The organism is Pseudomonas sp. LAMO17WK12:I1, assembly GCF_900177315.1.
Lineage (GTDB): Bacteria > Pseudomonadota > Gammaproteobacteria > Pseudomonadales > Pseudomonadaceae > Aquipseudomonas > Aquipseudomonas marginalis.
The window spans coordinates 80,459-104,951 of sequence record NZ_FWZV01000005.1; the positions used below are offsets into that span (position 1 = coordinate 80,459).

Sequence of the window (24,493 nt, forward strand, 5' to 3'; positions counted from 1 at the left end):
GATTTTTTTTGCCTGGAATTATCTCAAGTCCAACACACAACCAATGTGGGAGGGAGCAAGCCTCCCACATTGGCCAGTCCCGCAAGGGACCCTGTTGTTAGTGAAGCTTCAGGCGCGGTTCAGTCCCGCGTCCGATCTTGCTGCCCAGCATCAGCATCGCCGTGCGGAAGAAGCCATACAGCGCCATCTGGTGCATGCGGTACAGCGACACATAGAACATCCGCGCCAGCCAACCCTCCAGCATCACGCTGCCGGTCAGGTTGCCCATCAGGTTACCCACCGCCGAGAACCGCGACAGCGAGATCAGCGACCCATAGTCGGTGTACTTGTACGCCGGCAGGTCTTTGCCCTCGATACGCAGTCTCAATGACTTGGCCAGCAACGAGGCCTGTTGGTGCGCGGCCTGGGCCCGTGGCGGCACATTGCGGTCGGTGCCCGGTTGCGGGCAGGCGGCGCAGTCGCCAAAGGCGAAGATGTTTTCATCGCGGGTGGTTTGCAGCGTCGGCAGCACTTGCAGTTGATTGATGCGGTTGGTTTCCAGGCCATCGATGTCCTTGAGGAAAGCCGGGGCACGAATCCCGGCGGCCCATACCTTGAGGCTGGCAGGGATCACCTGGCCACTGCTGGTGATCAATGCGTCGGCGGTCACTTCGCTGACCGCTGAGTTAGTCAGCACCGTCACCCCGAGCTTCTCCAGGGTTTTATGCACAGGCCCGCCAATCCGCTCCGGCAAGGCAGGCAGTACACGGGGGCCGGCTTCGATCAGGGTAATGTGCATGTTTTCCGGCTTGATGCGGTCCAGGCCGTACGCAGCCAGCTCGTGGGCCGCATTATGCAGTTCTGCGGCCAGCTCGACGCCCGTTGCACCCGCACCGACGATGGCGACGCTGATCTTTTCCACCACATCGGTCTGCCCGGCATGGGCGCGCAGATAGTGGTTGAGCAGCTGTTGGTGGAAACGCTCGGCCTGCTTGCGGGTATCGAGGAACAGGCAGTGCTGCGCCGCGCCCTCGGTGCCGAAATCATTGGTGGTGCTGCCCACCGCAATCACCAGGCTGTCATAGCCCAGCACGCGCGCGGGCACCAGCTCGCGGCCTTCTTCGTCGAGGGTGGCGGCCAGCTGGATTTTCTTCTGCTCACGGTCGAGCCCGCTCATGCGCCCCAGTTGGAACTCGAAGTGGTTCCATTTGGCCTGGGCGACGTAATTGAGTTCGTCTTCCGAAGAGTTGAGTGAGCCGGCTGCGACTTCGTGCAGCAGAGGCTTCCAGATATGGGTGAGGTTGGCGTCCACCAGCGTGATGCTGGCGGTGCCGCGCTTGCCCAGAGTCTTACCCAGGCGGGTAGCCAACTCCAGGCCGCCGGCGCCGCCGCCGACGATAATAATACGATGGGTCATGGGGGTATCTCGCAAGGCTAAAGGAAATCGGAGCAGTTACCCTCGCGAGCGCCAGGCAGCTCATAGCGTCAGGTAACTCAAAAGGCGGCTGAGCAGGCCGAGCCCGATCACCACCACCAGCACCACACCAAGGAGCAGCCACGGCCGGAAAGGCCTGCGCTCGACTCGGTTCTGGGAGAGTTGCAGGTACTCTTCGACATGCTGTTGGTCGTCGGGGTTCAGGCGGCTGGTCATATAAGGCCTCGTCAGGTAGACGTTGCAAAAGGGCGCCACGTTACAGTGGGGGATCAGAGGCTGATGCCCACATCGAACACTATGCTGCGCCCCAGGTTGTTGCGCAAGAAATCCGGCGCGTCCGGGTGGGCGAACAGCACCCGGGCAAACGTCGGCCCCACCAGCGACAGCGAGCGCCAGCCCTGGCGCAAGTATTCGGTGGGTGGGGGGAAGTGGCTGTTGAGGTCGAGCACTTCGCGCTTGAGGCTGGTGAACGCGACGATATCCAATTCGCCCAGGTCCATCCCGCGCTCTTTGTAGTTGTGGGCCTTCTTGCGCAACGTGGGCGCCAGGCGCAGCAGGAATTCATGGGCGGGGATGCGCCGCGGCTTGGCTTCGCGCCGCACCAGCTGGCTTAGGGAGAATGCACTGCGTCGACGCAACAGCTCGTCACGCCATTCGTCGTTCAGGCGGCGCCCTTCATCGAGTACGAAAAACACCTCGAAACTGGCATCGCGAAACAGCACGTCGGGTGGTTCTTGCCCGGCGGGGTGAAACTCTTCGGCGCGGTAGGGCACATTCAAGCCTTGCAACAGGCGCTGGCAGACCCAACGCTCACGCTCCCATTTGCGGGCATTGGACAGGAACGCATTGGCTTGTTCGGCTGCTACGGTGAGCAGGCGCAAATAATCTGAGTCATCCATGCCTGCAGCTTAGCGTCCAAATGATGACCGCAGGAAGTCCTGCTGCAAAAGCCAGGGTGTAGACTGGCCTTTCAAGCGTAATTACCCCCTTATGAGGAGCGTGCGGTGAAGTGTCTGGTGGTGATGTTGCTGAGTCTTTTGCCGGTATGGGCACAGGCTGTTGAAGTGGGCGAACGCCTCGCTCCCTGGACCTTGCTCGATCAATTCGACCAAGCCTATACCCTCGATAACCAGGCACGGATTCTGTTGGTGGCGCGCAGCATGGACGCGGCCAAGCTGGTCGACGCGGCGCTGCAAGGCCAACCTGCAGGCTACCTCGAAGCGCGGCATGCGGTGTTCGTCGCTGACATTCAGCGCATGCCTCGACTGATCGCCAAACTGTTCGCGGTACCGGCCATGCAATCCTACAACTACCGCGTCATGCTGGACCGTGACGCACGTATCGCCCCGCGTTATCCCGCGGCGGCGGATAAAGTGCTGTGGCTGCAGTTGGATAACGGTAAGTTGGTTTCCCAACATGAATACGGCACCGCTGTCGAATTGCGCCAGGCCCTGGAGCAGGTGAAGCCGTGATCAGTGCCGCAGTGCTGGCGCCCACAACCCTCGGCATCGGCTGGCTGTTGTATGCACCGGTACTGCTGTGGGCGATCCTGCGTTCGCCCTGGGTCGAGTTGTTTGCCGACCGGCGGCGCCAGCATTTGCTGTTCGGTACGGTGTTCGCACTGTTCATGTTGTGGCTGGTACGACGGGATTTCGATACCGGCGTGTCCTACCACTTTATCGGTATGACCGCCGTAACCCTGCTGTTGGATTGGCCCCTGGCCATCGTTGGTGGTTTTGCCGCCCAGATCGGGTTGATGCTGCTTGGGCGCCAGGACCTGGCAGCCCTTGGCGTCAACGGCCTGCTGCTGATCGTGCTGCCGGTGCTGGTCACCGAGGGCTGTGCGCTTGTGGTCGAGCGAGCGCAGCCACGCAATCCCTTCGTGTATATCTTCTGTTCCGGTTTTTTTGCTGCCGCACTGTCGGCCTTGGTTTGCCTGCTGCTGGGGTTGGGATTGTTGTGGTTCGACGGTCGTTTTGCCATGCCGGAATGGCTGGAGGATTTCGTTGGCTACCTGTGGCTGATCATCTTCCCCGAAGCCTTTATCAACGGCATGGTGATCAGCGCTCTGGTGGTGTTTTGTCCGGAATGGCTGGAGACATTCAACCGCACACGCTACCTCTCGGCGCCCTGGAAGGATGACGAATCGCAGCGTTGACCCAGATCAAATCCCGCTCAGCCGAGCAGGCCCATGCTCTGCGAAATTTTCCTAGGCAAGGCGGGAGCACGAATCATGAGTGTGTACGAGTGGGCGCGGCAGGAGTTGCGCAGAAGCCAGGATGCGGCGCAGGAAATCGGTTTCGACCCGGGCTTGACCCTGCGCGCGATGCTCAGCGCGGTGGTGCAGCAGAGCAAGGGCGTACGCAGTTTCGAAGACCTGGCCGACGAGCTGCAATACCTCGCAGAAAACCTCGACGACCAGCAGGAATACGCCTTTATGCGGCCTTAGTGGCGCGGCGGCAGGTCTTCGGAAAACAGCTCGTCTTCGGCATCCGGCGCCACGGGGATCTTGTGTTCCTCGGCGGCCCACGCGCCCAGGTCGATGAGCTTGCAACGGTCCGAGCAGAACGGCCGGTTAGGGTTGGCTGCATTCCATTCCACGGGTGCACCGCAGGTTGGGCAGTCGACGGTCAAGGGTTGGCTCATGATCGGCCTCCACGCAAAGTAAGGTAAAAGTGGTGCAGTCGCTCGACCTCGCTGTGCAGCCATGCGAGATCCTGGTCATTGACCAGCACGTCATCGGCATGGTTCAGGCGGTCTTCACGGCTGGACTGTGCCTTGAGAATTGCCTGAACCTGTTGTTCGCTGATGCCGTCGCGCTGCAGGGTACGCTGAATCTGCAGCGATTGCGGCACGTCGATCACCAGGATGCGCTGGGTCATGCTGTACTGGCCGGATTCGATCAGCAGCGGGGACACCAGGATCGCGTAAGGCGAGCGGGCGCGAGCCAGGTGACTGCGAATCTCCTCGCCAATCAACGGGTGCAGCAAGGCTTCCAGCCAGCGGCGCTCTTCGGGCACCTCAAAGATCAGCTTGCGCAACGCGGCGCGGTCCAACTGGCCGTCAGGCTGCAATACGCCGGCACCAAAATGCTCGGCGATGCGGGCCAGCGCCGGCCGGCCGGGTTCGACCACCCAGCGCGCGGCGTGATCGGCGTCCACCAGGTCGATGCCCAGGTCGATAAAGTGCTGGGCTGCCGCACTTTTACCGCTGCCGATGCCACCGGTGAGGCCGAGAATCCAAGGTGTTGCAACAGGAGTGGTCATCTGAAACCGACAGACTGCAAATAGAAGTCGGTTATTTGACCACCCCAGAGCAATGCAATCCAGCCGGCAATTGCCAGATACGGACCAAACGGCATCGGCGTGGACGCCAGGGTCTTGCGCAGGCGCATCAGGATCAACCCGACAAACACCCCCACCAGCGACGACATCAACAGTGTCATCGGCAATATCTGCCAGCCGCCCCAGGCGCCGAGCAAGGCCAGTAACTTGAAATCACCGTGGCCCATGCCGTCTTTGCCGGTGACCAGCTTGAACAGCCAGAACACGCTCCACAGGCTCATGTAGCCGATCACGGTGCCCCATAGTGCGTCGGGTAATGTCGTCAGTAATCCAAAGCTGTTGACGATCAGCCCCAGCCACAGCAATGGCAGCACCAGCACATCAGGCAGCAACTGGTGGTCTGCGTCGATCAGGCTCATTGCCAGCAACCCCCAACTCAACACCAGCACCGCTGCGGCCTGCCAGCCAAAGCCGAAATGCCAGGCAACCCAGGCCGAGATCAACCCACAGGCGAGTTCCGTGAAAGGGTAGCGGGGGCTGATGGCTCCCTGGCAATGGGCGCAGCGCCCCCTGAGCATCAGGTAGCTGAGCAGTGGGATATTTTCCCACGGCCGGATGGGATGGTCACAGTGTGGGCAGCATGAGTTGGGGTGCATCAGGTTGTAGGTCGGCCCGCCAGGTTCGGCAGGCAAGCCGAGCACTTCATGGGCCTGGGCACGCCATTCCCGTTCGAGCATTTTTGGCAGGCGCCAGACCAGCACGTTGAGGAAGCTGCCGACGATCAGCCCCAGTAACAGCGCGATGGTGACAAAGGCCAATGGGTGCTCGTTCAGCAGCAGGCTCAAAATGCACTCCCCAGCTGGAAGACCGGCAGGTACATGGCGATGACCAGCGCACCGACGATGCCCCCCAGCACCACCATGATCAATGGCTCCATCAGGCTGGTGAGGTTGTCGACCTGGTTGTCCACGTCAGTCTCATAGTGGCTGGCGACCTTTTCCAGCATGTGTTCCAGGGTGCCCGACTCTTCGCCGATCGCCGTCAGTTGGATCGCCATGCCGGGAAACAGGCCGCTGTTGAGCATGGATTGATTCAGTTGCATGCCGTTGGATACATCGTGACGCATATGTTCGATTGCCTGTTTGAACGGGTCGTTTCCCACGGCGCCGGCGACTGAATCCAATGCCTGGACCAGTGGAACACCGGCGGCGAAGGTCGTGGAGAGCGTGCGGGCGTAGCGGGCCACGGCGGATTTTGTCAGCAGTTTGCCTGCCAGGGGCGCTTTCAACAAACCTGTGTCCAGCCAGTAGCGAAAGCCCGACGAAGCCCGATAGGCCTGGCGCAGCCCAGCGGCTCCCGCGACTATGCCCAATACCAGCATCCACCATGCGTGCTGCATGAACGCCGACAGGGCGATCACGTGCAAGGTAAATGCGGGCAGTTTGCCGTCGACTCCGGCGAACAGGGCCTGGAACTGCGGTACCACGTGGACCAGCAGTATGCCGGTGACCAGGCTGGCAACCACCAGGACAGCAATGGGGTAGGTCATGGCCTTTTTGATCCTGGCCTTGAGCTGTTCACTCTTTTCCCGGTGGATCGCCACCCTTTCCAGCAGTGTCTCAAGCGCCCCGGCCTGTTCGCCGGCGGCCACCAGGTTGCAGTACAGCGCATCGAAATAACGCGGTTGTTTGCGAAATGCCTCAGCCAGGCTGCTGCCGGCGGCGATCGCCTGTTTAAGTCCCAGCACCTGCTCACGCACAGCGCGATTGTCGACGCCTTCGCTGATGATGTCGAAGGCTTGCAGGAGTGGAACCCCAGCCTTCAGCAGCGTCGCCAGTTGGCGCGTGAACAGCGTGATGTCAGCCGCTTTGACTGATGGGGTGAGGCTTGGCAGCAGCGGGGATTGCTTGCGCACACGACCGGGGCTGATCCCTTGCTGGCGCAGTTGTGCCTTGACCAAGGCTGCGTTGTGCCCCTTGGTTTGCCCGGACACCCTGCGCCCTTTGCGGTTGATGCCTTCCCAGGCGTAAGTCGTTGAAGCGTTGTCCATGTCGCGGTTCCGCATACAGGCTGTCGAAGATTTATAGCTTAGTCAGGTGACGGATTCGGGCATGCCGATGGCGCAGGATAAAAATGTCAGAATGTGCGTCTTGAGCGCGATTGGCCGCTTGCGGGTGAGTACACTGGCGCCGTTGCAAAAACGGGGTGCGGGACGCGCCTTGTCATGAGTTCTATTCGGGAGAGTGAATGTGATACGTCAGAAAGGCTTTACCTTGATCGAGTTGTTGATCGTCGTGGCAATCATCGGCATTTTGGCCACCATCGGCCTGCCCATGTACACCACCCACCAGGCCAAGGCCAAGTTCACTGCCGGCCTGGCTGAAATTGCCGCGTTGAAGGCCGGTTACGAAGACACCATCAACCAGGGCACCGTACCTACCGTGGCCTTGATCGGCGGCACCAGCCCTACGGCCAACTGCAAGATCGATGTGGCAGGCGATGTGGCCACGGGGGCGGGCTCCATCAGCTGCGAAATACTCGACGCACCGGCACCGGTGCTGGGCAAGACCATCACCCTGGTCCGCAGCGCCGCCGGCTGGAAGTGCGCGACGACCGCTGAAGCGAAATATGCCAGCAAGGGCTGCGGCGCCGACGGCGCATAACTGCTAAACCATCCACAGGGAAGTAGAGGTGGCCGATGGTGTTATCCGTACAGCAGCGAGGCGGTGTTTTCCTGGTAGCAGCGGTGTGCCTGTTGAGTGTCGGCATCTGTGCACCGTTCGGCGGGCATGATCTACAGCGTGTCATGCAAATTGCCATCGGGTTTTGCGCGGTGCTGTATGGGTTATCGGTTACCTCCACTGAACCTTGGGTAGACAGGCCCACTGCCTGGGGCGTTGTGCTGGTTGTGGTGCTGGGCCTGCTGTCCTCGGCGCTGGCCCATCAGCCGCTGTGGGCACTCACCGAAGTGGCGCTGTTTGTCAGCTGCGCGGCGATTGCCGTCGCCTTTGCCCTGCTTCGTCGTCACGGCGGCGAGCCTCTGGATCGCGTGCTGATCCTGGTTGTGGTGTTGCTGTGCCTGATCAAGTCGCTCCAGTATCTGTATGCCGGTACGCTGGCGTTCACCAGCGGCGAGCGCATGCTGGATCCTGACCGACTGCTCTCCGGCTTTTCCAACAAGCGTTTCTACGGACAGTTTCAGACATTTACCTTGCCATTGCTGGCGCTGCCTTTGCTGATGCCCAATGTCTCCCGCGCCTTGCGGGGGATGGTGTTTGCGTTGCTGTGTGTCTGGTGGCTGATAGCAATCAGCGGCGGTACGCGGGGTACCTGGCTTGGCATGGGCGTGGCGGGCGTGGTGTTGGCGCTGCTTGGGCCATGGGGGCGTCGCTGGCTGGGCTGGCAATTGGTCGCGGTGTCGGTTGGGCTGTTGCTGTATTGGCTGATATTCACGGGGCTGGCGGGTTACCTGGGGATTGAACTCACCAGTGATGCCGCAGATCGCCTCACCACCTCGCTGTCGGGACGGGGCCCGATCTGGTGGCAGGCGTGGCATATGCTTGTCGAGCGCCCGTGGCTTGGTTTTGGGCCGATGCATTTTGCCGATATTGCCAACAGGATTGCCGCTCATCCCCATCAGGCGATTCTGCAATGGGCCAGCGAATGGGGTGTGCCCTCGGCGCTGTGCGTGGCGGTGTTGGCATGGCGAGGCGGCTGGACCACCTTGGCTGTGCTGCGCGAGCGAGCGCTGTCCGCCGCGCGGGTTGACCTGCTGCGCTTGTGCCTGTTTGCGGCGTTGGTGGGGACGCTGGTGCAGTCCATGGTCGATGGCGTGATCGTGATGCCCAACTCCCAGGTCTGGTTGGCGCTGGTGGTGGGCTGGCTGATGGCGCTGCATGAGTTGCGCGTGCCAGCAAGCGCTGTGCTGCCGTTGGCGCGGAACCTATGGAAAGCCTTGGGTGTGTTGGCCGTTGGTCTGTTGGTATTTATCGCGGTGCGCGATGTGCCTCACCTCCAACAAGCCCAGCAGCAGTACCAGGACCGCAAAGGTAACTACCTGCAACCACGCTTCTGGGCTCAGGGGGTCATTGCCCGTTGAAGGGCGTAAGTTGCCGGACGCCCGATGCGGTGCTAGCTTTAGCCCACCGCCCGTGTAGCTCAGTTGGTAGAGCAGCGCACTCGTAACGCGAAGGTCGCAGGTTCGATTCCTGTCTCGGGCAAAAAGGCAATACTGCTTCAAAGGCAATGTTTTCAGATGATCCCAGAATGGTTCTGAAGGCCAGACGAGTTGGCACGTGTGCCGGCTCTTTTGTATCTGCGCAACCTTGATGACCCAGATGCATCCCCATTCCTCGATCTAAGAGAACGACATGACCACGACTGAAATGACCCAGGAAGTTCGGCATCAAGCAGCCCTCGAAAAATACCTTGAGGAGTCGCCGCAGCTTAAAGAAGAGATCAAGGACCTGAGCGCCGATGATCAGCGCGACCAGATCCAGTGGGCGTTTGAGGACGAGGCCGAGAGCCAGGGCTTCCAGCCTTGGGAACTGACCCTCAAGTACACCTCGACGCCGGAAGAGTTCGAAGCGGCACGGCTGGCCTTGCACAAAGAGGCGGCCGAGGTGCTGGGTGTCGAATGGGAAGAGTATTGCGAGATGAATGACCTGGTCGTTTAGACGCTGCTGCAAGTTTCAAGCTGCAAGCTGCAAGTTGGAACGCAGCCCTCTTGCAGCTTGAAGCTCACCGCTTGCCCTCTCCTCAGATACTGAGGCGCATCGACAAATCCACCGCCTTCACATCCTTGGTCATCGCACCAATGGAGATGTAGTCCACCCCCGTCTCCGCGATAGGCAGCAGGGTGCTTTCATTGATCCCGCCGCTGGCTTCCAGCTTGGCCTTGCCGCCGTTCAGGCGCACGGCTTCACGCATATCTTCCAGGCTCAACTCATCGAGCATGACGATGTCGGCGCCCGCCGCCAGCGCTTCGCGCAGTTCGTCCAGGCTCTCCACTTCGATTTCCACCGGCTTGCCGGGTGCAATCTTGTGGGCGGCGCTGATGGCTTGGGCAATCCCGCCGCTGGCAGCGATGTGGTTTTCCTTGATCAGGAACGCGTCATACAAACCGATACGGTGGTTGTGGCAGCCACCGCAGGTCACCGCGTATTTCTGCGCCAGGCGCAGGCCGGGCAGGGTTTTTCGAGTGTCCAGCAGCTTGACCTGGGTGCTGGCGACAAAATCCGCCAGGAACCGGGCGCGGGTGGCGACTCCGGACAGCAGCTGCAGGAAGTTCAGGGCAGAGCGCTCGCCACTGAGCAGCGAGCGCGCCGGCCCCTCCAGGTGGAACAGTGCCTGGTTGGGGCTGACACGTTCGCCGTCGGCCACCTGCCAGTGCACGGCGACCCGTGGGTCCAGTTGGCGGAATACGGCATCCACCCACGCAGTGCCGGCGATGACGGCGGCATCGCGGGTAATGATGGTGGCCGTGGCCAGCCGTTCGGCCGGAATCAACTGTGCGGTGATGTCGCCGCTGCCGATGTCTTCCAGGAGCGCGCGGCGCACGTTGGCTTCGATTTCGGCGGTGAGGTCGGCAAGACGGAGGTTCGGCATAACAGGCTCCACAAACAAAGTGTCCCGATTATAGGGGCAGCGTGCGTTTGAACCCAGGCTCACCACTCATTTACAGCGCAATGTCAGAGTTTGCTGGCGCAACGGCACTCATTTGCAAGATAATCTCGCGCCTTGCAATTGGCGTCATAGCTTTGACGTCCTGGTGATAACCGGTTATCCACAGCCTTATTGGGCCTGTACCCGATCTTTCCCCAACGCTTTACCGCCGTTTCAGGAGGCCAGGATGCACAATGACGGAAAGGTGGTGCCAATCAACAAGGCACAAGCCACGCCATCGCCGCTCGCGCGCCTGCCGGTGGTGCTGCTGCAGGTTCGCGATAAGGCGGCGCAGCAGTTACAGCAGGGTTTACAGGAACTGTTCGATAACGCCGACGACACCTTGTTCGAAATGGCCGACAAGGCCCGCAACAACGTGGACCACCATATCTTCTTTGAAGCCATGCGCGACCTGCGCCTCAAGCGCAAGAATTTCGAGCGCGTGTTCATGGAGCGGCTGTTCGAAGCCTTTGGCAACCTGGGGCTGGCGGGCCGTGGTGAACTTCAGTTGGTGCCGGTGGTGTCCTATGACGCGGCCTCAGGCACGTCCAAGGATGACCTGGAAAAAGCCGTCGCGCTTGAGGCCATGCTGGGCCGGGTGCGCCACCGCGACGGCCTGGCGCTGTCGCAACTCACGGCACGCTTGAGTGCCTTGCTCGGCAATCGCCTGGACGACAGTGAGAACCCCCTGGGTCCGGCGCTGCTGTGCGAGTTTTTCCTGCGTGCCGGGCGTAGCCTGGGCGTGGAGATCCGCGTCAAGCTGATCATGCTCAAGCTGTTTGAAAAGTACGTACTCAGTGATGCTGACCAACTGTACGGTGAAGCCAATCAGCTGCTGGTCGCGACCGGCGTGTTGCCGGAACTCAAGGCCGCGCCGTCCCGCCGCCCCTGTGGCCGTGCCGCCCGTGATCATCAGCGTGAAGAGGTATTGCCGAGCACCGACCAACACGTCGACGAAAATGGCCAGCAAGCCTTCAGCGCCTTGCAGGCGTTGTTGACCGTCGTGCGCGGTAGCGTGTCGCCTACCCTTGAAGCCAGTGCCGAACCCCAGCCCATCGCCACCCGCGACCTGTTGCGGCTGTTATCCCATTTGCAGCAGTACGTCCCGGAGCCGGAAGCCGAGGATGATTTCGACCTGCGTAACCAGCTCGAGCAGTTGCTTACCCGCGTCAGCGTCAAGAGTGGCAAGTCGCGGGTGGTGGAGGATGCGGATGAAGATGTGATCAACCTGATCGCCCTGCTGTTCGAATTCATCCTCAATGACCGCGCAGTGCCGGACGCCTTCAAGGCCTTGATCGGCCGCCTGCAGATCCCGATGCTGAAAGTGGCGGTGCTGGACAAGAGTTTTTTCAGTCGCCCCGGTCATCCGGCGCGGCGCCTGTTGAATGAAATCGCTACCACCGCCATGGGCTGGAGCCCGGTCGATGACTTCCAGCGAGACAGCCTGTACCTGCGCATAGAGCAGGTGGTTCAGCGTTTACTCAATGAGTTTGTTGAAGACCCGGCGATTTTTTCCCAATTGCTGACTGAATTCACTGCGTTCACTGCCGATGAGCGTCGTCGCAGCGAATTGCTTGAACAGCACACCCGCCATGCTGAAGAAGGGCGCGTGCGTACAGAAGCGGCGCGGGCACGGGTGGCCGAGGTACTGAATCGACGGATGCTGGGCAAGGTTTTGCCGCAGGCGGTGGTGCAGTTCCTGCAACAGGCCTGGAGCCAGGTGCTGTTGCTGGCCAGCCTCAAGCACGGCGAGCAGTCGGTGCAATGGCAAGCAGGGCTGCGCACCATGGATGAGCTGATCTGGAGTGTCAGCCTGCCGGCAGACACTGAAGCCGGGGTGCACTTGCTGGAGCAGTTGCCCGGGTTGCTCAAGGCACTGCGCGACGGGTTGACCAGCGCTGCATTCGACCCCTTCAGCACCCGTGATTTTTTTGTGCGCTTGCAGACCCTGCATGTCCGGCCGCCCGAGGGTGGCGATGGATGGCTCGAAGTGCGTGAACCCTTTGTGTTCAGCGTACTGCCGCTCGATCCCGTCGAGGGCCTGCCGGAGGATGATCCGGACCTGGCCAAGGTGCACCAATTGCGCGTCGGTGACTGGATCGTGTTCCAGCAGGGCCAGGCAGGCACCCTGCGGTGCAAGCTGACGGCGATCATGGCGCCGGCCAACACCTATATTTTCGTCGGCCGTACCGGGCTCAAGGTCCTGGAGAAGAGTGCCGGCCAACTGGCGATGGCATTCAAGCGTGGCGCGCTGCATAACCTCGACGATGAGCCGCTGTTCGAGCGGGCGTTGGCGGCGGTGGTGGGCAAGCTGCGTCAACTCAATCGCGGCAAGTGATCGCAACCACGGGGTCGAACGCGGCATACTGGTCACACTTAGTCACGTTCAAGGATCCTGTATGCAGTTGGACCCCGCCAGCGGCTGGTGCCAGGGCATTCGCCATTGCCCTTCACCCAACTTCAACGAGCGCCCGGCAGGCGAAATCTCACTGTTGGTGGTGCATAACATCAGCCTGCCACCCGCGCAGTTCGCTACCGGCAAAGTGCAGGAGTTTTTCCAGAATCGCCTGGACGTCACGGAACATCCCTACTTTGAAGGGATTGCCGACCTACGGGTGTCTGCGCATTTTCTGATTGAGCGCGATGGCACGGTGACGCAGTTTGTGTCCTGCATAGACCGGGCCTGGCATGCCGGGGTCTCGTGTTTCGAAGGGCGTGAGACGTGCAATGACTTTTCCCTGGGCATAGAGCTTGAAGGTACGGATGATTTGCCGTTCACCAACCCCCAGTATGTGTCGCTGGTCGACCTGACACGGCAGTTGCTGGCAGCCTATCCAGGTATTACGCCGCAGCGTATCTGCGGCCATAGCGATATCGCTCCGGGGCGCAAGACCGATCCCGGCCCCGCTTTTGATTGGGTGCGCTTTCGCAGCGCCCTGCAGGATGGAGGACACGCACGATGAGTTTTCTGGTGTTGGTGCTGGCCGTGTGGATCGAGAAGTTCTCGGCCCTGCGCCAGCGGTTGCAGCGTGATGGCGGCTGGTTGCGCGAATTGGCCAAGTTGGAGTCGAGCCCGCGCATGGGCAAGCAGCCGTGGCTGATTCTGCTCCTGCTGGTGTTGCTGCCGGTGGCGTTGCTGGCGTTGTTGTTGCTGGTGCTGGAGCCGGTGGCCTATGGTTTGTTGGCGCTGCCGGTGCACTTGCTGGTGGTGATCTACAGCCTGGGCCGTGGCGATCTATTGGCTGGGCTGGGGCCATTTCGCGATGCCTGGCGCCGTGGTGACCTGCAGGCGGCCGAACATGTGGCCGAGCGCGACCTGAAGCTGGGCGCCGACAGCGGCGAGCAACTGCTGGAGCGCGTCCAGGGCCATCTGTTGTGGCAGGCCTACCAGAGCTTCTTTGCCGTGATTTTCTGGTACTTCCTGTTGGGGCCGGTCGCCGCGCTGGCCTATCGACTGCTGGCGCTCGCCAGTGAGCACAGCCAGAACCCTCTGGTGGCCGAGCGCGCCGGGCAATTGCGTCACGCGTTCGACTGGCTGCCGGTGCGCCTGCTGGCGGCCAGTTTTGCCCTGGTGGGCAACTTCGTCGCGGTCAGCCGTGTCATGCTTCACGAGTTGTTGAGCTGGGACATCAGCGCGGCGCAACTGGTGGAAAAAGTTGGCCTGGTCGCGGCTGAAATCCCGCCTCCGGCCGTGGGTGCCGATGGCATCAACAGCCTGGATCGCCTGTGGGAACTGCTGCTGCGTGCGGCGGTGCTGTGGTATGCCGGTTTCGCCATTTGGACCGTGTTGCCCTGACTCCTGTGATAAGCGGGCTTGTCGAATCGTCGCACCGCCCGCGCCGGGCTGCGCAGCAGCCCGCTGCAATCCTCGTCCGTTAACTTTACGTTACAAAACTCCCTTTCAAATTGAGCTATACAGACAGAGCGCCAAATAGTGGCTTTCTGCCGCCGCCCTGCGCCTGAATAAAAATAAAACAAAGGGGAGGTCACCTGTGAAGAGCTTGCTCTATCCCGCCGTCGCGCTGATGAACCGTCTTAGCTTCGGCATGAAGTTCAGCCTGATCAGCGTGCTGTTCCTGCTGCCGATGCTGGCCACCAACTATTACCTGGTGCGCGATTCCTGGCGCGAATTCCAGGGCACCCGTGTCGAGCTGCAAAGCCTGGATTTGCTCGGCAGCAGCCTGGTCCTGCGCCGTGACCTGGAAACCCTCAATAACCAGGTGCAGATCAACGCAATACTTGGCCAGTCCGGCAAGGCCGCTGACCTTGAGGGCAAGATCAGCGCCCTGGAGCAGAGCGTGCTCGCCCGTCTGCAAGGCCTCACCCCGATGGCTGCCGAACCTGAGCAAATCGCCGCCTTTGAAGGTAAGCGTGACGAACTGATCACCGCCTTCCAGGCCCAGCAACAGGAAAGCTCGCTGCAGAGCAAAAGTGCGTTGATCGGCAAGTTGCTCAACAAGGCCCAGATGCTCAGCCAGATCATTGCCAGCCAGTCCGGCTTGAGCCGCGACCCCCAGAGTGACTTGCGCCAGCTCAGCGAGCTGATCACCAGTGTCACCCCGCAGGTCACCCAGACCCTGGGAGAAGGCCGGGCGATGGGGGCCTACTCCCTGGGCCAGGGTTTTCTCAACTCATCTTCCAGTACCCGCTTCGACGAACTGCTGCAACAGTTGGAAAAGCTCCAGGCCGAATACGCCTTGAAATTGCAGGACGTCCTGGGCTCCAGCAACGCCGCGCACGCGGCGCTCGACAGCCTGGCGAAGGCCAGCAATGCCAGCCTCAAGCACGGCAGTGAATTGTTTGAAGAGCAGGTGGTGATGGCCGAAACCCTTGACGCGCCGTGGCAGGGTTTCTATGACAGCGTCAGCCAATTGATGGAGCACACCTATCAGCTCGATGACGCCACCCTGACGTTCCTCGGGCAGCAGCTGGAGCAGCGCCTGGCGCAGAACCGTACGCACATGGTGGTGCTGGTCTCGGCGCTGACGGCGGTGTTTTTGCTGATCTTCTACCTGTATGCAGGGTTCTACGCGTCTACGCGCACCACGTTACGGCGCCTGGGGGCGATGATGGACAAGGTGGCCGCCGGCGACATGACCGTTACCTTTGTTGCCCAAAGCCGCGATGAGTTGGGCGACCTGGGCCAAGTGTTCAACGGCACCGTGGCGAAAATCCATGATTTGATCGAGCGCGTCGGGCATACCGTCAGCCAGGTCGAGTTGCAGGCCGGCCAAGTGGAAACGGTCTCGGCCCGGAGCAATCAGGCGGTCTCTGGCCAGCGCATGCAGATTGAGCAGGTGGCGACGGCCATGAACCAAATGTCTTCCACCGCCCAGGAAGTGGCGCGCAGTGCCGCGGCGGCGGTCAGCAGTGCCCACAGCGTCAACGATGAAACCGTCAATGGCCGCGGCCTGGTGCAATCCCAGCAGGGCAGCATTGCGCGGCTGGCCTCGGAGATCGACCAGTCGGTTAGGGTGATCAACCAGTTGGCCACCGACAGCCAGTCCATCAGCAGCGTCCTGGAGGTGATCAAAAGTATCGCCGAGCAAACCAACCTGCTGGCACTCAATGCGGCCATCGAGGCCGCACGGGCCGGTGAGCAGGGACGCGGCTTTGCCGTGGTGGCCGACGAGGTGCGAACCCTGGCCCGGCGTACCCAGCATTCCACCGAAGAAATCGAGCAAATGATCAGCCGCCTGCACAGCGGTGTGGCAGCGGCCGTGAAGGCCATGGGCACCAGCCATGAAATGGCCAGCGGCACCGTGGAACAGTCGGACAAGGTCCAGCAAGCCCTGGAAAATATCCTCGGTGCCGTGGGCATGATCGTCGATCAGAATCAGCAGATCGCCGCAGCGGTGGAGCAGCAGACCGCCGTCGCCCATGACATCGACCAGAATATCGTCGAAATCAATCGTGCCGGCGAGCATGCAGCCCAAGGCGCGCATCAGACTGAAGCGGCGAGCCGGCAGCTGTCGATACAGGTGATCGAGTTGAAGCAACTGATCGGGGCCTTTCGTGTGTAAGGCGGTGGCGTAGGATTGGTCTTTGGTTGGTGTAGTGCCTGTCCTGATTTCCTGGAGTGCCTTTTTTGCGCGGGTGAATGAGTGAAGATTTGTGTCACTCAATCAAGGTCCAAGGGAGGCATGACAATGACCACTGCAGTCGGCGTCAAGGGGCACTGCGCCCATTGCGACATCACGTTTGAACTCAAGCCTTGGCAGTTGAACGCCATCGCCATTGAAGAACCCTTTGATTGCCCGTATTGCCAGCGCGTCCTGGAGCTGAACTGCCCCCGGCAGTTGCGACATTTCAAGGCGCTGGACCATTGGGCGCTGGTATGCCCGAGCATGGCTGTGCTGACCTGCGTGGTGCTGATCGTGGCGCTGGTGACGGAGTGGATTGGCCTGATCAGTGTGGTCGGGCAGCTCAACGTGTCATTGGTGGTGCTGCTGGTGCACTTCCTGGTGCTGCGCTACGTCCGCCATCGACAGCGCATGACCTTGAACCTGCAAGCGGTGACCCCGGTACTACCAATTGAACAGCTCGCACGCATTGCGGGTGCTCGCCTCGGCCAGCGCTAGGGGGCTGGTGCCCATGCGCTCGGCCAGGGCGGTGCAGATCGCCGGCAGGTGCTGCGGGCTGTTGCGCTGGCCCGGGTACATGGCCGGCGCCATGTCGGGGGCGTCGGTTTCCAGTACCACAGCGTTCAACGGTAGCTGTGCCAGCACTTTATGCATGCGCAGGGCCTGGGGCCATGTGGCTGCGCCGCCCAGGCCGAGCTTGAACCCGAGCTTGATGTATTCGTGGGCTTCTTCCCGGCTGCCGGCAAACGCGTGGATGATGCCGCCTCGTGGCAGGCGGATGCGCTTGAGCGTGGCGATCACGGCCGCGTGGCTGCGGCGTACGTGGAGCAGCGCCGGCAGTTGGAAGTCCACCGCCAGTTTGAGTTGGGCTTCGAACAGGCCTTGCTGGCCTTCGCGATCCAGCTGTTCGAGAAAGTAATCCAGGCCGATCTCACCTACCGCGCAGAGCTGTCGATGGCCGTGCAGGCGGGTCAACCAGTCGCCCAACTCCGTCAGGTCGGCGGGCTTGTGCTCATCAAGGTACACCGGATGCAGGCCAAAGGCCGCGAACAAACCGGCATCCGCCTGCACCAGATCCCACAGCCGCTGCCAATTCTGCTGATACACCCCCAGCAGCACCATGCGCCGCACACCCAACTCACGGCTGTGGGCGAGGACTTCCCGGCGATCGCTGTCGAAGTCCGGGAAGTCCAGGTGGGTGTGGGTGTCGATCAGCTCCACGCTCAGGCCTCGTGGATACGCTGCTTGAAGGTCCGGCCGATGGCGTGCACGCCCGGTTGGTATTGTTCTTCTTCAATGGCGGCCAGGGCCAGGCGCAGGGCGGTGTCGGCAATCAGCTGATGTTGCTGGGCCATGGCGTTGACCGGCAGCGGCAGGAAGTCCAGCAACTGGGTGTCACCAAACGTGCCCAGGCGCAGCGGGCGTGACTTGAGCGGGAAGTCATGCAGTGCGTCGAACACGCCTTGCAGCAGCACGTAGGACGTGGTCACCAAGGCGTCAGGCAAGTGCCCCAGTTGATGCAGAAGTTGCTCCATCAGCTGTCGGCCACAGTCGCGGCTGAAGGCTTCGCCGTGTTCGACGATGACCTCGCCGGTGAAACCGCCGAGCGCTTCACGGAAACCGGCCGCACGCTCCTGGCTGATGCTCAGCTCGGGCCGCGCGCCAATCAGCACGATCTGCTTGGGCAGCGGTTGCAGCAAGCTGCTGGTCAATTGCTGGCAGGCCTGGCGGTCGTCGCTGACCACCGAGCAGAACTGGTCCGCCCCCATCACCCGGTCGATGGCAATCACCGGTAAACCCTTGGCTTGCAGCTCGCGGTAACTGTCATCGCTGGCCGGCAGGCAACTGGCGACGAACAGCGCGTCGCAACGGCGGGCGCGGAACAGTTGCAGCAGTTGGCGCTCGCTGTCGGCTTCATCGTCTGAGCTGGCGATCAGCAACTGATAGCCGCGGGCCCGTGCACCTTGCTCCAGCAGCTTGGCGATACGTGCGTAACTGGGGTTTTCCAGATCCGGGAGGATGAACCCCAGGGTACGGGTATGCCGGCTGCGCAGCCCGGCGGCCTGGGGGTTGGGCGTAAAGCCATGGGCTTCAACCACGGCACGCACGCGCTCGACGGTCGCGCTGCTGATGCGTTGCTGTGCGGCTTTGCCATTGATGACATAGCTGGCGGTGGTCACGGACACACCGGCCAGACGTGCGATATCACTGAGTTTCAAACCGGGATTTCCTTGTTTTTTGGAGCTCGCCCCGACATTTTGTCCAATCGTAACCGATTCCTGCACACGACTAATGTCTCAGCTCAAGTGCCGAGTGGTCCTTCAAGGATGCGCAATTAACGCGTAACCTGCCATAAATTCTAGATTAAACGTTTCAGCCAGCGTATTTTTACGACGTTAGCCACTGAGTGCCTACTGCCAATTGACTACTCGGTCAGCTGTCCCGGAACACCATTACACTGTTTTATTCAAAACAATACCTAGTGCGTCCATCGCACTAACTAGGAGAACGGCATGCTTGAGCTCACTGTAGAGCAGATTTCCATGGGCCAGGTGGCTGTGGATAAATCTGCTGCCCTGCACCTGCTCGCTGACAAACTGGTGGCCGATGGCCTGGTCGCCGAGGGATATCTCAGCGGCTTGCAAGCCCGTGAAGCCCAAGGCTCGACCTTTCTTGGCCAAGGTATTGCCATCCCCCATGGCACCCCCGAAACCCGCGACCAGGTGTTTTCCACCGGCGTGCGCCTGTTGCAGTTCCCCGAAGGGGTGGACTGGGGCGATGGGCAGATTGTGTACCTGGCCATTGGTATTGCCGCCAAATCCGACGAACACCTGCGCCTGCTGCAACTGCTCACCCGCGCCCTCGGTGAAACCGACCTGGGCCAGGCGTTGCGCCGCGCCGGCACGGCTGAAGCCTTGCTGAAACTGCTGCAGGGCGCACCCCAGGAGCTGGCGCTGGACGCGCAGATGATCAGCCTGGGCGTGTCTGCCGATGACTTCGAAGAGCTTGTCTGGAGAGGCGCACGCCTGCTGCGCCAGGCCGATTGCGTCAGCAATGGGTTTGCCGCAGTGCTGCAGCAGGTCGATGCGCTGCCCCTGGGTGATGGCCTGTGGTGGCTGCACAGCGAGCAGACGGTCAAGCGCCCGGGCCTGGCGTTTGTTACGCCCGACAAGCCCATGCGCTATCTCGGCCAGCCCCTAAACGGTCTGTTCTGCCTGGCCAGCCTGGGTGAAGCCCATCAGGCCTTGCTTGAACGCTTGTGCGCCTTGTTGATTGAAGGCCGTGGCCAGGAATTGGGCCGCGCCACCAGCAGCCGCGCGGTGCTCGAAGTGCTTGGCGGCGAGCTGCCAGCTGACTGGCCCAGCGCCCGCATCACCCTGGCTAACGCCCACGGCCTGCACGCACGGCCGGCGAAGATCCTCGCGCAATTGGCCAAAAGTTTTGAAGGCGACATCCGCGTGCGCATCGTTGACGGCCCGGTAGGCGCCGTGTCGGTGAAGAGCCTGAGCAAGCTGCTGAGCCTTGGCGCCCGGCGTGGCCAGGTGCTGGAATTTGTTGCTGAACCGACGATTGCCGGCGATGCGTTGCCCGCGCTGCTGGCCGCTGTCGAAGAGGGCCTGGGCGAAGAGGTCGAGCCACTGCCGACCGTGAGCGCACAGCCTGAAGCCCTTGATATTGCGCCAGTGATCAGCGCGCCACAGGCCGGCAGCCAGCTCCAGGCCATCGCTGCGGCGCCGGGCATTGCCATTGGTCCTGCACATATCCAGATTCAACAGGTGTTCGATTACCCCTTGCGCGGTGAGTCCTCGGCCATTGAGCGCCAGCGCCTGCAGGATGCCCTGGCCGATGTGCGCCGGGATATCCAGGGCCTGATCGAACGCAGCCAGGCCAAAGCCATCCGCGAGATTTTCATCACCCACCAGGAAATGCTCGACGACCCGGAACTCACCGACGAAGTCGACACCCGTCTCAAGCAAGGTGAAAGCGCACAAGCGGCGTGGATGAGCGTGATCGAAGCCGCCGCCAAGCAGCAGGAATCGTTGCAGGACGCGTTGCTTGCCGAGCGCGCCGCCGACCTGCGCGACATCGGTCGCCGGGTGCTGGCGCAACTGTGCGGTGTTGAAACCGCCCAGGAGCCGAGCGAAGCCTACATCCTGGTAATGGACGAAGTCGGCCCTTCCGACGTCGCGCGCCTGGACCCGGCCCGCGTCGCCGGCATCCTCACCGCCCGTGGCGGCGCAACCGCCCACAGCGCAATTGTCGCGCGGGCCCTCGGTATTCCCGCGTTGGTCGGTGCCGGCCCGGCGGTGTTGCTGCTGGCCGCCGGCACGCCGTTGTTGCTGGATGGCCAACGTGGCCGCCTGCATGTAGACCCCGACGCAGCCACCCTGCAACGCGCCACCATCGAGCGCGATACCCGTGAGCAACGCTTGCAGGCCGCCTCGGCCCAGCGCCACGAGCCGGCGCTGACCCGCGATGGTCACGCCGTGGAGGTGTTCGCCAATATCGGCGAAAGCGCCGGTGTGGCCAGCGCCGTGGAGCAGGGCGCCGAAGGCATTGGTTTGCTGCGCACCGAACTGATTTTCATGGCCCACCCCCAAGCCCCGGACGAAGCCACCCAGGAAGCCGAGTACCGCCGTGTGCTCGACGGCCTCGGTGGCCGCCCGCTGGTGGTGCGCACCCTCGATGTGGGCGGCGACAAACCGCTGCCGTATTGGCCGATTGCCGAGGAAGAAAACCCCTTCCTCGGCGTACGCGGTATTCGCCTGACCCTGCAACGCCCGCAGATCATGGAAGCGCAATTACGCGCACTGCTGCGCTCGGCGGATAACCGCCCGTTGCGCATCATGTTCCCCATGGTCGGCAGCGTGGATGAATGGCGTGCGGCCCGCGACATGACCGAACGCCTGCGCCTGGAAATCCCGGTGGCCGACCTGCAACTGGGGATCATGATCGAAGTGCCGTCCGCCGCGCTGTTGGCGCCGGTGCTGGCCAAGGAAGTGGACTTCTTCAGTGTCGGCACCAACGACCTGACCCAGTACACCCTCGCCATCGACCGTGGCCACCCGACCTTGTCGGCCCAGGCCGATGGCCTGCACCCGGCGGTGCTGCAACTGATCGACATCACCGTGCGTGCGGCCCATGCCCATGGCAAATGGGTCGGGGTGTGCGGCGAACTGGCGGCGGACCCGCTGGCGGTGCCGGTGCTGGTCGGCCTGGGTGTGGATGAGTTGAGCGTGTCGGCCCGCAGCATTCCCGAAGTGAAGGCGCGGGTGCGTGAATTCAGTCTGAGCGAGGCCCAGGGCCTGGCGCAAAAAGCACTGGCGGTGGGTTCGCCCGCCGAGGTGCGTGCCCTTGTGGAGGCCGTGTAGATGGCAAGGATTCTGACCCTGACGCTGAACCCGGCGTTGGACCTGACGGTACGCCTGGCGCACCTGGAGCCGGGTGAAGTCAACCGCAGCGAAACCCTGCTCACCCATGCCGCCGGCAAGGGCGTGAATGTGGCGCAAGTCCTGGCCGACCTGGGCCATCAAGTGACCGTGGGCGGTTTTCTCGGCGAGGACAATCCCCAAGCCTTCGAGGCGCTGATTGCACAACGTGGTTTTGCCGACGCGTTTATCCGCGTGCCCGGCGAAACCCGCAGCAATATCAAGATTGCCGAGCAGGACGGCCGGGTCACCGATATCAATGCGCCGGGGCCGTTGGTCAGTGAGCAGGCGCAGCAGGCGTTGCTCGACCAATTGACGCGCATTGCGCCGGGCCATGATGCGGTGGTCGTCGCCGGCAGCTTGCCGTGTGGCGTCAGCCCGCAGTGGTTGCAGGGGCTGTTGGAACACCTGAAGCGTCTGGGCTTGAAAGTCGCCCTGGACACCAGCGGCGAGGCGCTGCGTGCCGGTCTCAAGGCGGCCCCGTGGTTGATCAAACCCAATACCGAAGAGCTCGCCGATGCCCTGGGCGATGCCACCAACGTCATCAGCCAACTGCATCAGCAGGGTGTTGAGCATGTGGTCGTCTCCGACGGTGCCGCGGGCGTGAGCTGGTACAGCCGGGCCACCACCCTGCATGCCACGCCGCCCAAGGTGACGGTGGCCAGTACGGTAGGTGCCGGCGATTCGCTGCTGGCCGGGATGCTCCATGGTTTGCTTGAGTCTGAAGCGCCTGAACAAACCCTGCGTCGCGCCACGGCAATTGCCGCCATGGCGGTGACACAGATCGGTTTCGGCATCCGCGACGCCGCGCAGCTGGCGCGTCTTGAAAGCGGCGTCGCTGTACGCCCGCTGACAGAACAATAAGAGGGATTGTCATGAAGTTAGCCATTGTTACTGCCTGCCCCAACGGCATGGTCACCAGTGTGCTGTGCGCCCGCTTGTTGGACGCCGCCGCGCAACGCCAGGGCTGGAGCACCAGCGTCGAGGTGGTGGATGTACAGCGCCCGGAGCGCCAGTTGTCGCAGGCCACCATCGACGCCGCCGAATGGGTGTTGCTGGTCAGCAGCGCGGCGGTGGATATGCAGCGGTTTGTCGGCAAGCGGGTGTTCCAGAGCACACCGGCCCAGGCGCTGGCGGATGTCGAGGCGGTGTTGCGCCGGGGCGCTGAAGAAGCCCAGGAGTATGTCGTCAGCCAGGCAGCGGCTGCGTCGAAGCATGCGCCGCGTATCGTCGCGATTACCGCCTGCCCGACCGGCGTGGCGCATACCTTCATGGCCGCCGAAGCCTTGCAGCAGACGGCCAAGCGCCTGGGCTATGACTTGCAGGTCGAGACCCAGGGCTCGGTCGGTGCCCGTACGCCGTTGAGCCCCGAGGCCATCGCGAATGCCGACGTAGTGCTGCTGGCGGCCGACATTGAAGTGGCCACCGAGCGTTTCGCCGGCAAGAAGATCTACCGTTGCGGCACCGGTATTGCGCTCAAGCAATCCGAGGCGACCCTCAACAAAGCCCTGGCCGAAGGCGCGGTGGAAAGTGCCGCCAGCGGTACTGTGGCCAAGAAAGAAAAAACCGGCGTCTACAAACACCTGCTGACCGGTGTGTCGTTCATGTTGCCGATGGTGGTGGCGGGCGGTTTGCTGATCGCCTTGTCATTCGTGTTCGGCATCCATGCGTTTGAGCAGGAAGGCACGTTGGCGGCCGCGCTGAAAACCGTCGGCGACCGCGCCTTTATGCTGATGGTGCCGCTGCTGGCGGGTTACATCGCTTACTCGATTGCCGACCGCCCGGGCATTGCCCCCGGCATGATCGGTGGCCTGTTGGCGGGCACTTTGGGAGCCGGTTTTATCGGCGGGATTTTCGCCGGGTTTCTCGCCGGTTATTGCGTCAAGCTGATCACCCGTGCGGTGAAGTTGCCGCAGAGCCTGGAAGCACTCAAGCCGATCCTGATCATCCCGTTGCTGGCGAGCCTGTTCACGGGCCTGGCGATGATCTACCTGGTGGGGCCGCCGGTGGCGCGTATGCTCACGGGCCTGACCGATTTTCTCGCGACCATGGGCACCACCAATGCGGTGCTGCTGGGCATCCTGTTGGGCGGCATGATGTGTGTCGACCTGGGCGGGCCGATCAACAAGGCGGCGTATGCGTTTTCCGTCGGCTTGCTGGCGGCACAGAGCGGTGCACCGATGGCCGCGACCATGGCCGCCGGCATGGTGCCGCCAATCGGCATGGGCATCGCCACGTTTCTGGCGCGACGCAAGTTCGCCCAGACCGAACGCGAGGCCGGCAAGGCCGCGATGATTCTGGGCATGTGCTTTATCTCCGAAGGCGCGATCCCGTTTGCCGCCAAGGACCCGTTGCGCGTGATCCCGGCCAGCATCGCCGGTGGCGCGTTGACCGGGGCGCTGTCGATGTACTTCGGCTGCAAACTGGCGGCGCCCCACGGCGGCCTGTTTGTGCTGGTGATCCCGAATGCGATGAACCATGCGCTGCTGTACCTGCTGGCAATCGTTGCCGGCAGCCTGCTGACCGGTTTGGTGTATGCGCTGATCAAGCGTCCGGAAGCGGTGGAGCTGGCTGTCGCACCGGTGTCATAAGCGCATGCTTTAGTGGCCCTTTTGATAC

General features: G+C 62.1%; 24 protein-coding genes, 1 tRNA gene and 1 pseudogene. 16 read left to right on the forward strand and 10 right to left on the reverse strand.

The genetic code is table 11. From position 1 onward, the window contains the following. Nucleotides 1–97 precede the first annotated feature (97 nt). From B9N88_RS10600 to B9N88_RS10610, 3 genes are read right to left on the reverse strand one after another with little or no spacing between them, the layout of a single operon-like run. Nucleotides 98–1,396 carry an NAD(P)/FAD-dependent oxidoreductase gene (locus B9N88_RS10600; RefSeq protein ID WP_027604892.1) on the reverse strand — a complete coding sequence of 433 codons (1,299 nt, stop codon included), beginning with the start codon at nt 1,394–1,396 and terminating at the stop codon, nt 98–100. A gap of 60 nt (nt 1,397–1,456) precedes the next feature. Then, on the reverse strand, nt 1,457–1,630 hold the full coding sequence (locus B9N88_RS10605; protein WP_043293437.1) for a DUF3094 family protein: 174 nt from the start codon (nt 1,628–1,630) through the stop codon (nt 1,457–1,459). Between the two features lie 53 nt (nt 1,631–1,683). Next, on the reverse strand, nt 1,684–2,313 hold the full coding sequence (locus tag B9N88_RS10610) for a DUF1780 domain-containing protein (protein ID WP_027604891.1): 630 nt from the start codon (nt 2,311–2,313) through the stop codon (nt 1,684–1,686). A 105-nt stretch (nt 2,314–2,418) separates the two neighbouring features. Between B9N88_RS10610 and B9N88_RS10615 the strand changes: the two genes are divergently transcribed. The 3 genes from B9N88_RS10615 (at nt 2,419) to B9N88_RS10625 (ending at nt 3,863) form a co-directional block, all read left to right on the forward strand. Then, entirely contained in the window at nt 2,419–2,886 is a 468-nt protein-coding gene (locus B9N88_RS10615; RefSeq protein ID WP_027604890.1) for a hypothetical protein, read from the forward strand. Then, a complete protein-coding gene (locus B9N88_RS10620; RefSeq protein ID WP_027604889.1) occupies nt 2,883–3,572 on the forward strand; it encodes an energy-coupling factor ABC transporter permease in 690 nt (229 codons plus the stop codon). The genes B9N88_RS10615 and B9N88_RS10620 overlap by 4 nt, the downstream gene beginning before the upstream one ends. Before the next feature lie 75 nt (nt 3,573–3,647). Continuing rightward, nucleotides 3,648–3,863 carry a hypothetical protein gene (locus B9N88_RS10625; RefSeq protein WP_003171680.1) on the forward strand — a complete coding sequence of 72 codons (216 nt, stop codon included), beginning with the start codon at nt 3,648–3,650 and terminating at the stop codon, nt 3,861–3,863. On the opposite strand, the gene yacG is transcribed toward B9N88_RS10625, so the two are convergent. From yacG to B9N88_RS10645, 4 genes are read right to left on the reverse strand one after another with little or no spacing between them, the layout of a single operon-like run. Further along, nucleotides 3,860–4,060, reverse strand: coding sequence for a DNA gyrase inhibitor YacG (gene yacG / locus B9N88_RS10630; protein WP_027604888.1), 201 nt, complete (start codon nt 4,058–4,060; stop codon nt 3,860–3,862). The genes B9N88_RS10625 and yacG overlap by 4 nt on opposite strands. Beyond that, entirely contained in the window at nt 4,057–4,680 is a 624-nt protein-coding gene (gene coaE, locus B9N88_RS10635) for a dephospho-CoA kinase (RefSeq protein WP_027604887.1), read from the reverse strand. Before coaE ends, yacG begins: the two co-directional genes overlap by 4 nt. Beyond that, on the reverse strand, nt 4,677–5,543 hold the full coding sequence (locus tag B9N88_RS10640; RefSeq protein WP_027604886.1) for a prepilin peptidase: 867 nt from the start codon (nt 5,541–5,543) through the stop codon (nt 4,677–4,679). Before B9N88_RS10640 ends, coaE begins: the two co-directional genes overlap by 4 nt. Continuing rightward, nucleotides 5,540–6,748 carry a type II secretion system F family protein gene (locus B9N88_RS10645; protein WP_027604885.1) on the reverse strand — a complete coding sequence of 403 codons (1,209 nt, stop codon included), beginning with the start codon at nt 6,746–6,748 and terminating at the stop codon, nt 5,540–5,542. The genes B9N88_RS10640 and B9N88_RS10645 overlap by 4 nt, the downstream gene beginning before the upstream one ends. A gap of 202 nt (nt 6,749–6,950) precedes the next feature. Between B9N88_RS10645 and B9N88_RS10650 the strand changes: the two genes are divergently transcribed. The 4 genes from B9N88_RS10650 (at nt 6,951) to B9N88_RS10665 (ending at nt 9,374) form a co-directional block, all read left to right on the forward strand. Then, nucleotides 6,951–7,361, forward strand: a complete 411-nt coding sequence (locus tag B9N88_RS10650) for a pilin (protein WP_027604884.1) — start codon at nt 6,951–6,953, stop codon at nt 7,359–7,361. A gap of 35 nt (nt 7,362–7,396) precedes the next feature. Beyond that, a complete protein-coding gene (locus B9N88_RS10655; RefSeq protein WP_027604883.1) occupies nt 7,397–8,797 on the forward strand; it encodes an O-antigen ligase family protein in 1,401 nt (466 codons plus the stop codon). A gap of 48 nt (nt 8,798–8,845) precedes the next feature. Then, a tRNA-Thr gene (locus tag B9N88_RS10660) sits at nt 8,846–8,918 on the forward strand. Between the two features lie 150 nt (nt 8,919–9,068). Then, nucleotides 9,069–9,374 carry a DUF6388 family protein gene (locus B9N88_RS10665; RefSeq protein ID WP_027604882.1) on the forward strand — a complete coding sequence of 102 codons (306 nt, stop codon included), beginning with the start codon at nt 9,069–9,071 and terminating at the stop codon, nt 9,372–9,374. Between the two features lie 82 nt (nt 9,375–9,456). Here B9N88_RS10665 and nadC read toward each other — a convergent pair whose 3' ends face one another. Beyond that, nucleotides 9,457–10,305: a carboxylating nicotinate-nucleotide diphosphorylase gene (gene nadC, locus B9N88_RS10670; RefSeq protein ID WP_027604881.1), complete on the reverse strand. Its 849-nt coding sequence runs from the start codon at nt 10,303–10,305 to the stop codon at nt 9,457–9,459. 244 nt (nt 10,306–10,549) lie between these two features. Between nadC and B9N88_RS10675 the strand changes: the two genes are divergently transcribed. From B9N88_RS10675 to B9N88_RS10695, 6 genes and pseudogenes are all read left to right on the forward strand, one after another. Beyond that, nucleotides 10,550–12,700 (forward strand): DUF1631 domain-containing protein, encoded by a 2,151-nt coding sequence (locus B9N88_RS10675; RefSeq protein ID WP_027604880.1) that lies wholly within the window; start codon nt 10,550–10,552, stop codon nt 12,698–12,700. Nucleotides 12,701–12,761: 61 nt separating this feature from the next. Beyond that, nucleotides 12,762–13,325 carry a 1,6-anhydro-N-acetylmuramyl-L-alanine amidase AmpD gene (gene ampD, locus B9N88_RS10680; protein ID WP_027604879.1) on the forward strand — a complete coding sequence of 188 codons (564 nt, stop codon included), beginning with the start codon at nt 12,762–12,764 and terminating at the stop codon, nt 13,323–13,325. After that, entirely contained in the window at nt 13,322–14,158 is an 837-nt protein-coding gene (gene ampE, locus B9N88_RS10685; RefSeq protein WP_027604878.1) for a regulatory signaling modulator protein AmpE, read from the forward strand. Before ampD ends, ampE begins: the two co-directional genes overlap by 4 nt. Nucleotides 14,159–15,323: 1,165 nt before the next feature. Next, nucleotides 15,324–15,527, forward strand: a pseudogene (locus B9N88_RS33250) (HAMP domain-containing protein); the annotation flags it as partial. 153 nt (nt 15,528–15,680) lie between these two features. Continuing rightward, nucleotides 15,681–16,385, forward strand: a complete 705-nt coding sequence (locus tag B9N88_RS33255; protein WP_370671242.1) for a methyl-accepting chemotaxis protein — start codon at nt 15,681–15,683, stop codon at nt 16,383–16,385. A 126-nt stretch (nt 16,386–16,511) separates the two neighbouring features. Further along, the gene (locus tag B9N88_RS10695) at nt 16,512–16,943 is read left to right on the forward strand and encodes a hypothetical protein (protein ID WP_027604876.1); all 432 of its coding nucleotides are present in this window, start codon (nt 16,512–16,514) and stop codon (nt 16,941–16,943) included. Here the strand turns inward: B9N88_RS10695 and B9N88_RS10700 are convergent. Continuing rightward, the gene (locus B9N88_RS10700; RefSeq protein ID WP_027604875.1) at nt 16,890–17,666 is read right to left on the reverse strand and encodes a TatD family hydrolase; all 777 of its coding nucleotides are present in this window, start codon (nt 17,664–17,666) and stop codon (nt 16,890–16,892) included. The genes B9N88_RS10695 and B9N88_RS10700 overlap by 54 nt on opposite strands. Before the next feature lie 2 nt (nt 17,667–17,668). Further along, nucleotides 17,669–18,664 carry a catabolite repressor/activator gene (gene cra / locus B9N88_RS10705; RefSeq protein WP_027604874.1) on the reverse strand — a complete coding sequence of 332 codons (996 nt, stop codon included), beginning with the start codon at nt 18,662–18,664 and terminating at the stop codon, nt 17,669–17,671. Nucleotides 18,665–18,958: 294 nt separating this feature from the next. Between cra and ptsP the strand changes: the two genes are divergently transcribed. From ptsP to B9N88_RS10720, 3 genes are read left to right on the forward strand one after another with little or no spacing between them, the layout of a single operon-like run. Continuing rightward, the gene (gene ptsP, locus B9N88_RS10710; protein ID WP_027604873.1) at nt 18,959–21,817 is read left to right on the forward strand and encodes a phosphoenolpyruvate--protein phosphotransferase; all 2,859 of its coding nucleotides are present in this window, start codon (nt 18,959–18,961) and stop codon (nt 21,815–21,817) included. Beyond that, on the forward strand, nt 21,818–22,738 hold the full coding sequence (gene pfkB, locus B9N88_RS10715) for a 1-phosphofructokinase (protein WP_027604872.1): 921 nt from the start codon (nt 21,818–21,820) through the stop codon (nt 22,736–22,738). It abuts the gene before it with no gap. Nucleotides 22,739–22,749: 11 nt separating this feature from the next. Beyond that, nucleotides 22,750–24,465, forward strand: a complete 1,716-nt coding sequence (locus B9N88_RS10720; protein ID WP_027604871.1) for a PTS fructose-like transporter subunit IIB — start codon at nt 22,750–22,752, stop codon at nt 24,463–24,465. Nucleotides 24,466–24,493 lie beyond the last annotated feature (28 nt).

Bases quoted from the DNA above. Each gene is read 5' to 3' on its own strand.
- B9N88_RS33255 (WP_370671242.1), top strand. From the start codon at position 15,681: ATGTCTTCCACCGCCCAGGAAGTGGCGCGCAGTGCCGCGGCGGCGGTC.
- yacG (WP_027604888.1), bottom strand. From the start codon at position 4,060: ATGAGCCAACCCTTGACCGTCGACTGCCCAACCTGCGGTGCACCCGTG.
- ampD (WP_027604879.1), top strand. From the start codon at position 12,762: ATGCAGTTGGACCCCGCCAGCGGCTGGTGCCAGGGCATTCGCCATTGC.
- B9N88_RS10600 (WP_027604892.1), bottom strand. From the start codon at position 1,396: ATGACCCATCGTATTATTATCGTCGGCGGCGGCGCCGGCGGCCTGGAG.
- B9N88_RS10605 (WP_043293437.1), bottom strand. From the start codon at position 1,630: ATGACCAGCCGCCTGAACCCCGACGACCAACAGCATGTCGAAGAGTAC.
- B9N88_RS10695 (WP_027604876.1), top strand. From the start codon at position 16,512: ATGACCACTGCAGTCGGCGTCAAGGGGCACTGCGCCCATTGCGACATC.
- coaE (WP_027604887.1), bottom strand. From the start codon at position 4,680: ATGACCACTCCTGTTGCAACACCTTGGATTCTCGGCCTCACCGGTGGC.
- B9N88_RS10625 (WP_003171680.1), top strand. From the start codon at position 3,648: ATGAGTGTGTACGAGTGGGCGCGGCAGGAGTTGCGCAGAAGCCAGGAT.
- B9N88_RS10675 (WP_027604880.1), top strand. From the start codon at position 10,550: ATGCACAATGACGGAAAGGTGGTGCCAATCAACAAGGCACAAGCCACG.
- ptsP (WP_027604873.1), top strand. From the start codon at position 18,959: ATGCTTGAGCTCACTGTAGAGCAGATTTCCATGGGCCAGGTGGCTGTG.
- B9N88_RS10665 (WP_027604882.1), top strand. From the start codon at position 9,069: ATGACCACGACTGAAATGACCCAGGAAGTTCGGCATCAAGCAGCCCTC.
- pfkB (WP_027604872.1), top strand. From the start codon at position 21,818: ATGGCAAGGATTCTGACCCTGACGCTGAACCCGGCGTTGGACCTGACG.
- B9N88_RS10720 (WP_027604871.1), top strand. From the start codon at position 22,750: ATGAAGTTAGCCATTGTTACTGCCTGCCCCAACGGCATGGTCACCAGT.
- ampE (WP_027604878.1), top strand. From the start codon at position 13,322: ATGAGTTTTCTGGTGTTGGTGCTGGCCGTGTGGATCGAGAAGTTCTCG.
- B9N88_RS10645 (WP_027604885.1), bottom strand. From the start codon at position 6,748: ATGGACAACGCTTCAACGACTTACGCCTGGGAAGGCATCAACCGCAAA.
- nadC (WP_027604881.1), bottom strand. From the start codon at position 10,305: ATGCCGAACCTCCGTCTTGCCGACCTCACCGCCGAAATCGAAGCCAAC.
- B9N88_RS10655 (WP_027604883.1), top strand. From the start codon at position 7,397: ATGGTGTTATCCGTACAGCAGCGAGGCGGTGTTTTCCTGGTAGCAGCG.
- B9N88_RS10610 (WP_027604891.1), bottom strand. From the start codon at position 2,313: ATGGATGACTCAGATTATTTGCGCCTGCTCACCGTAGCAGCCGAACAA.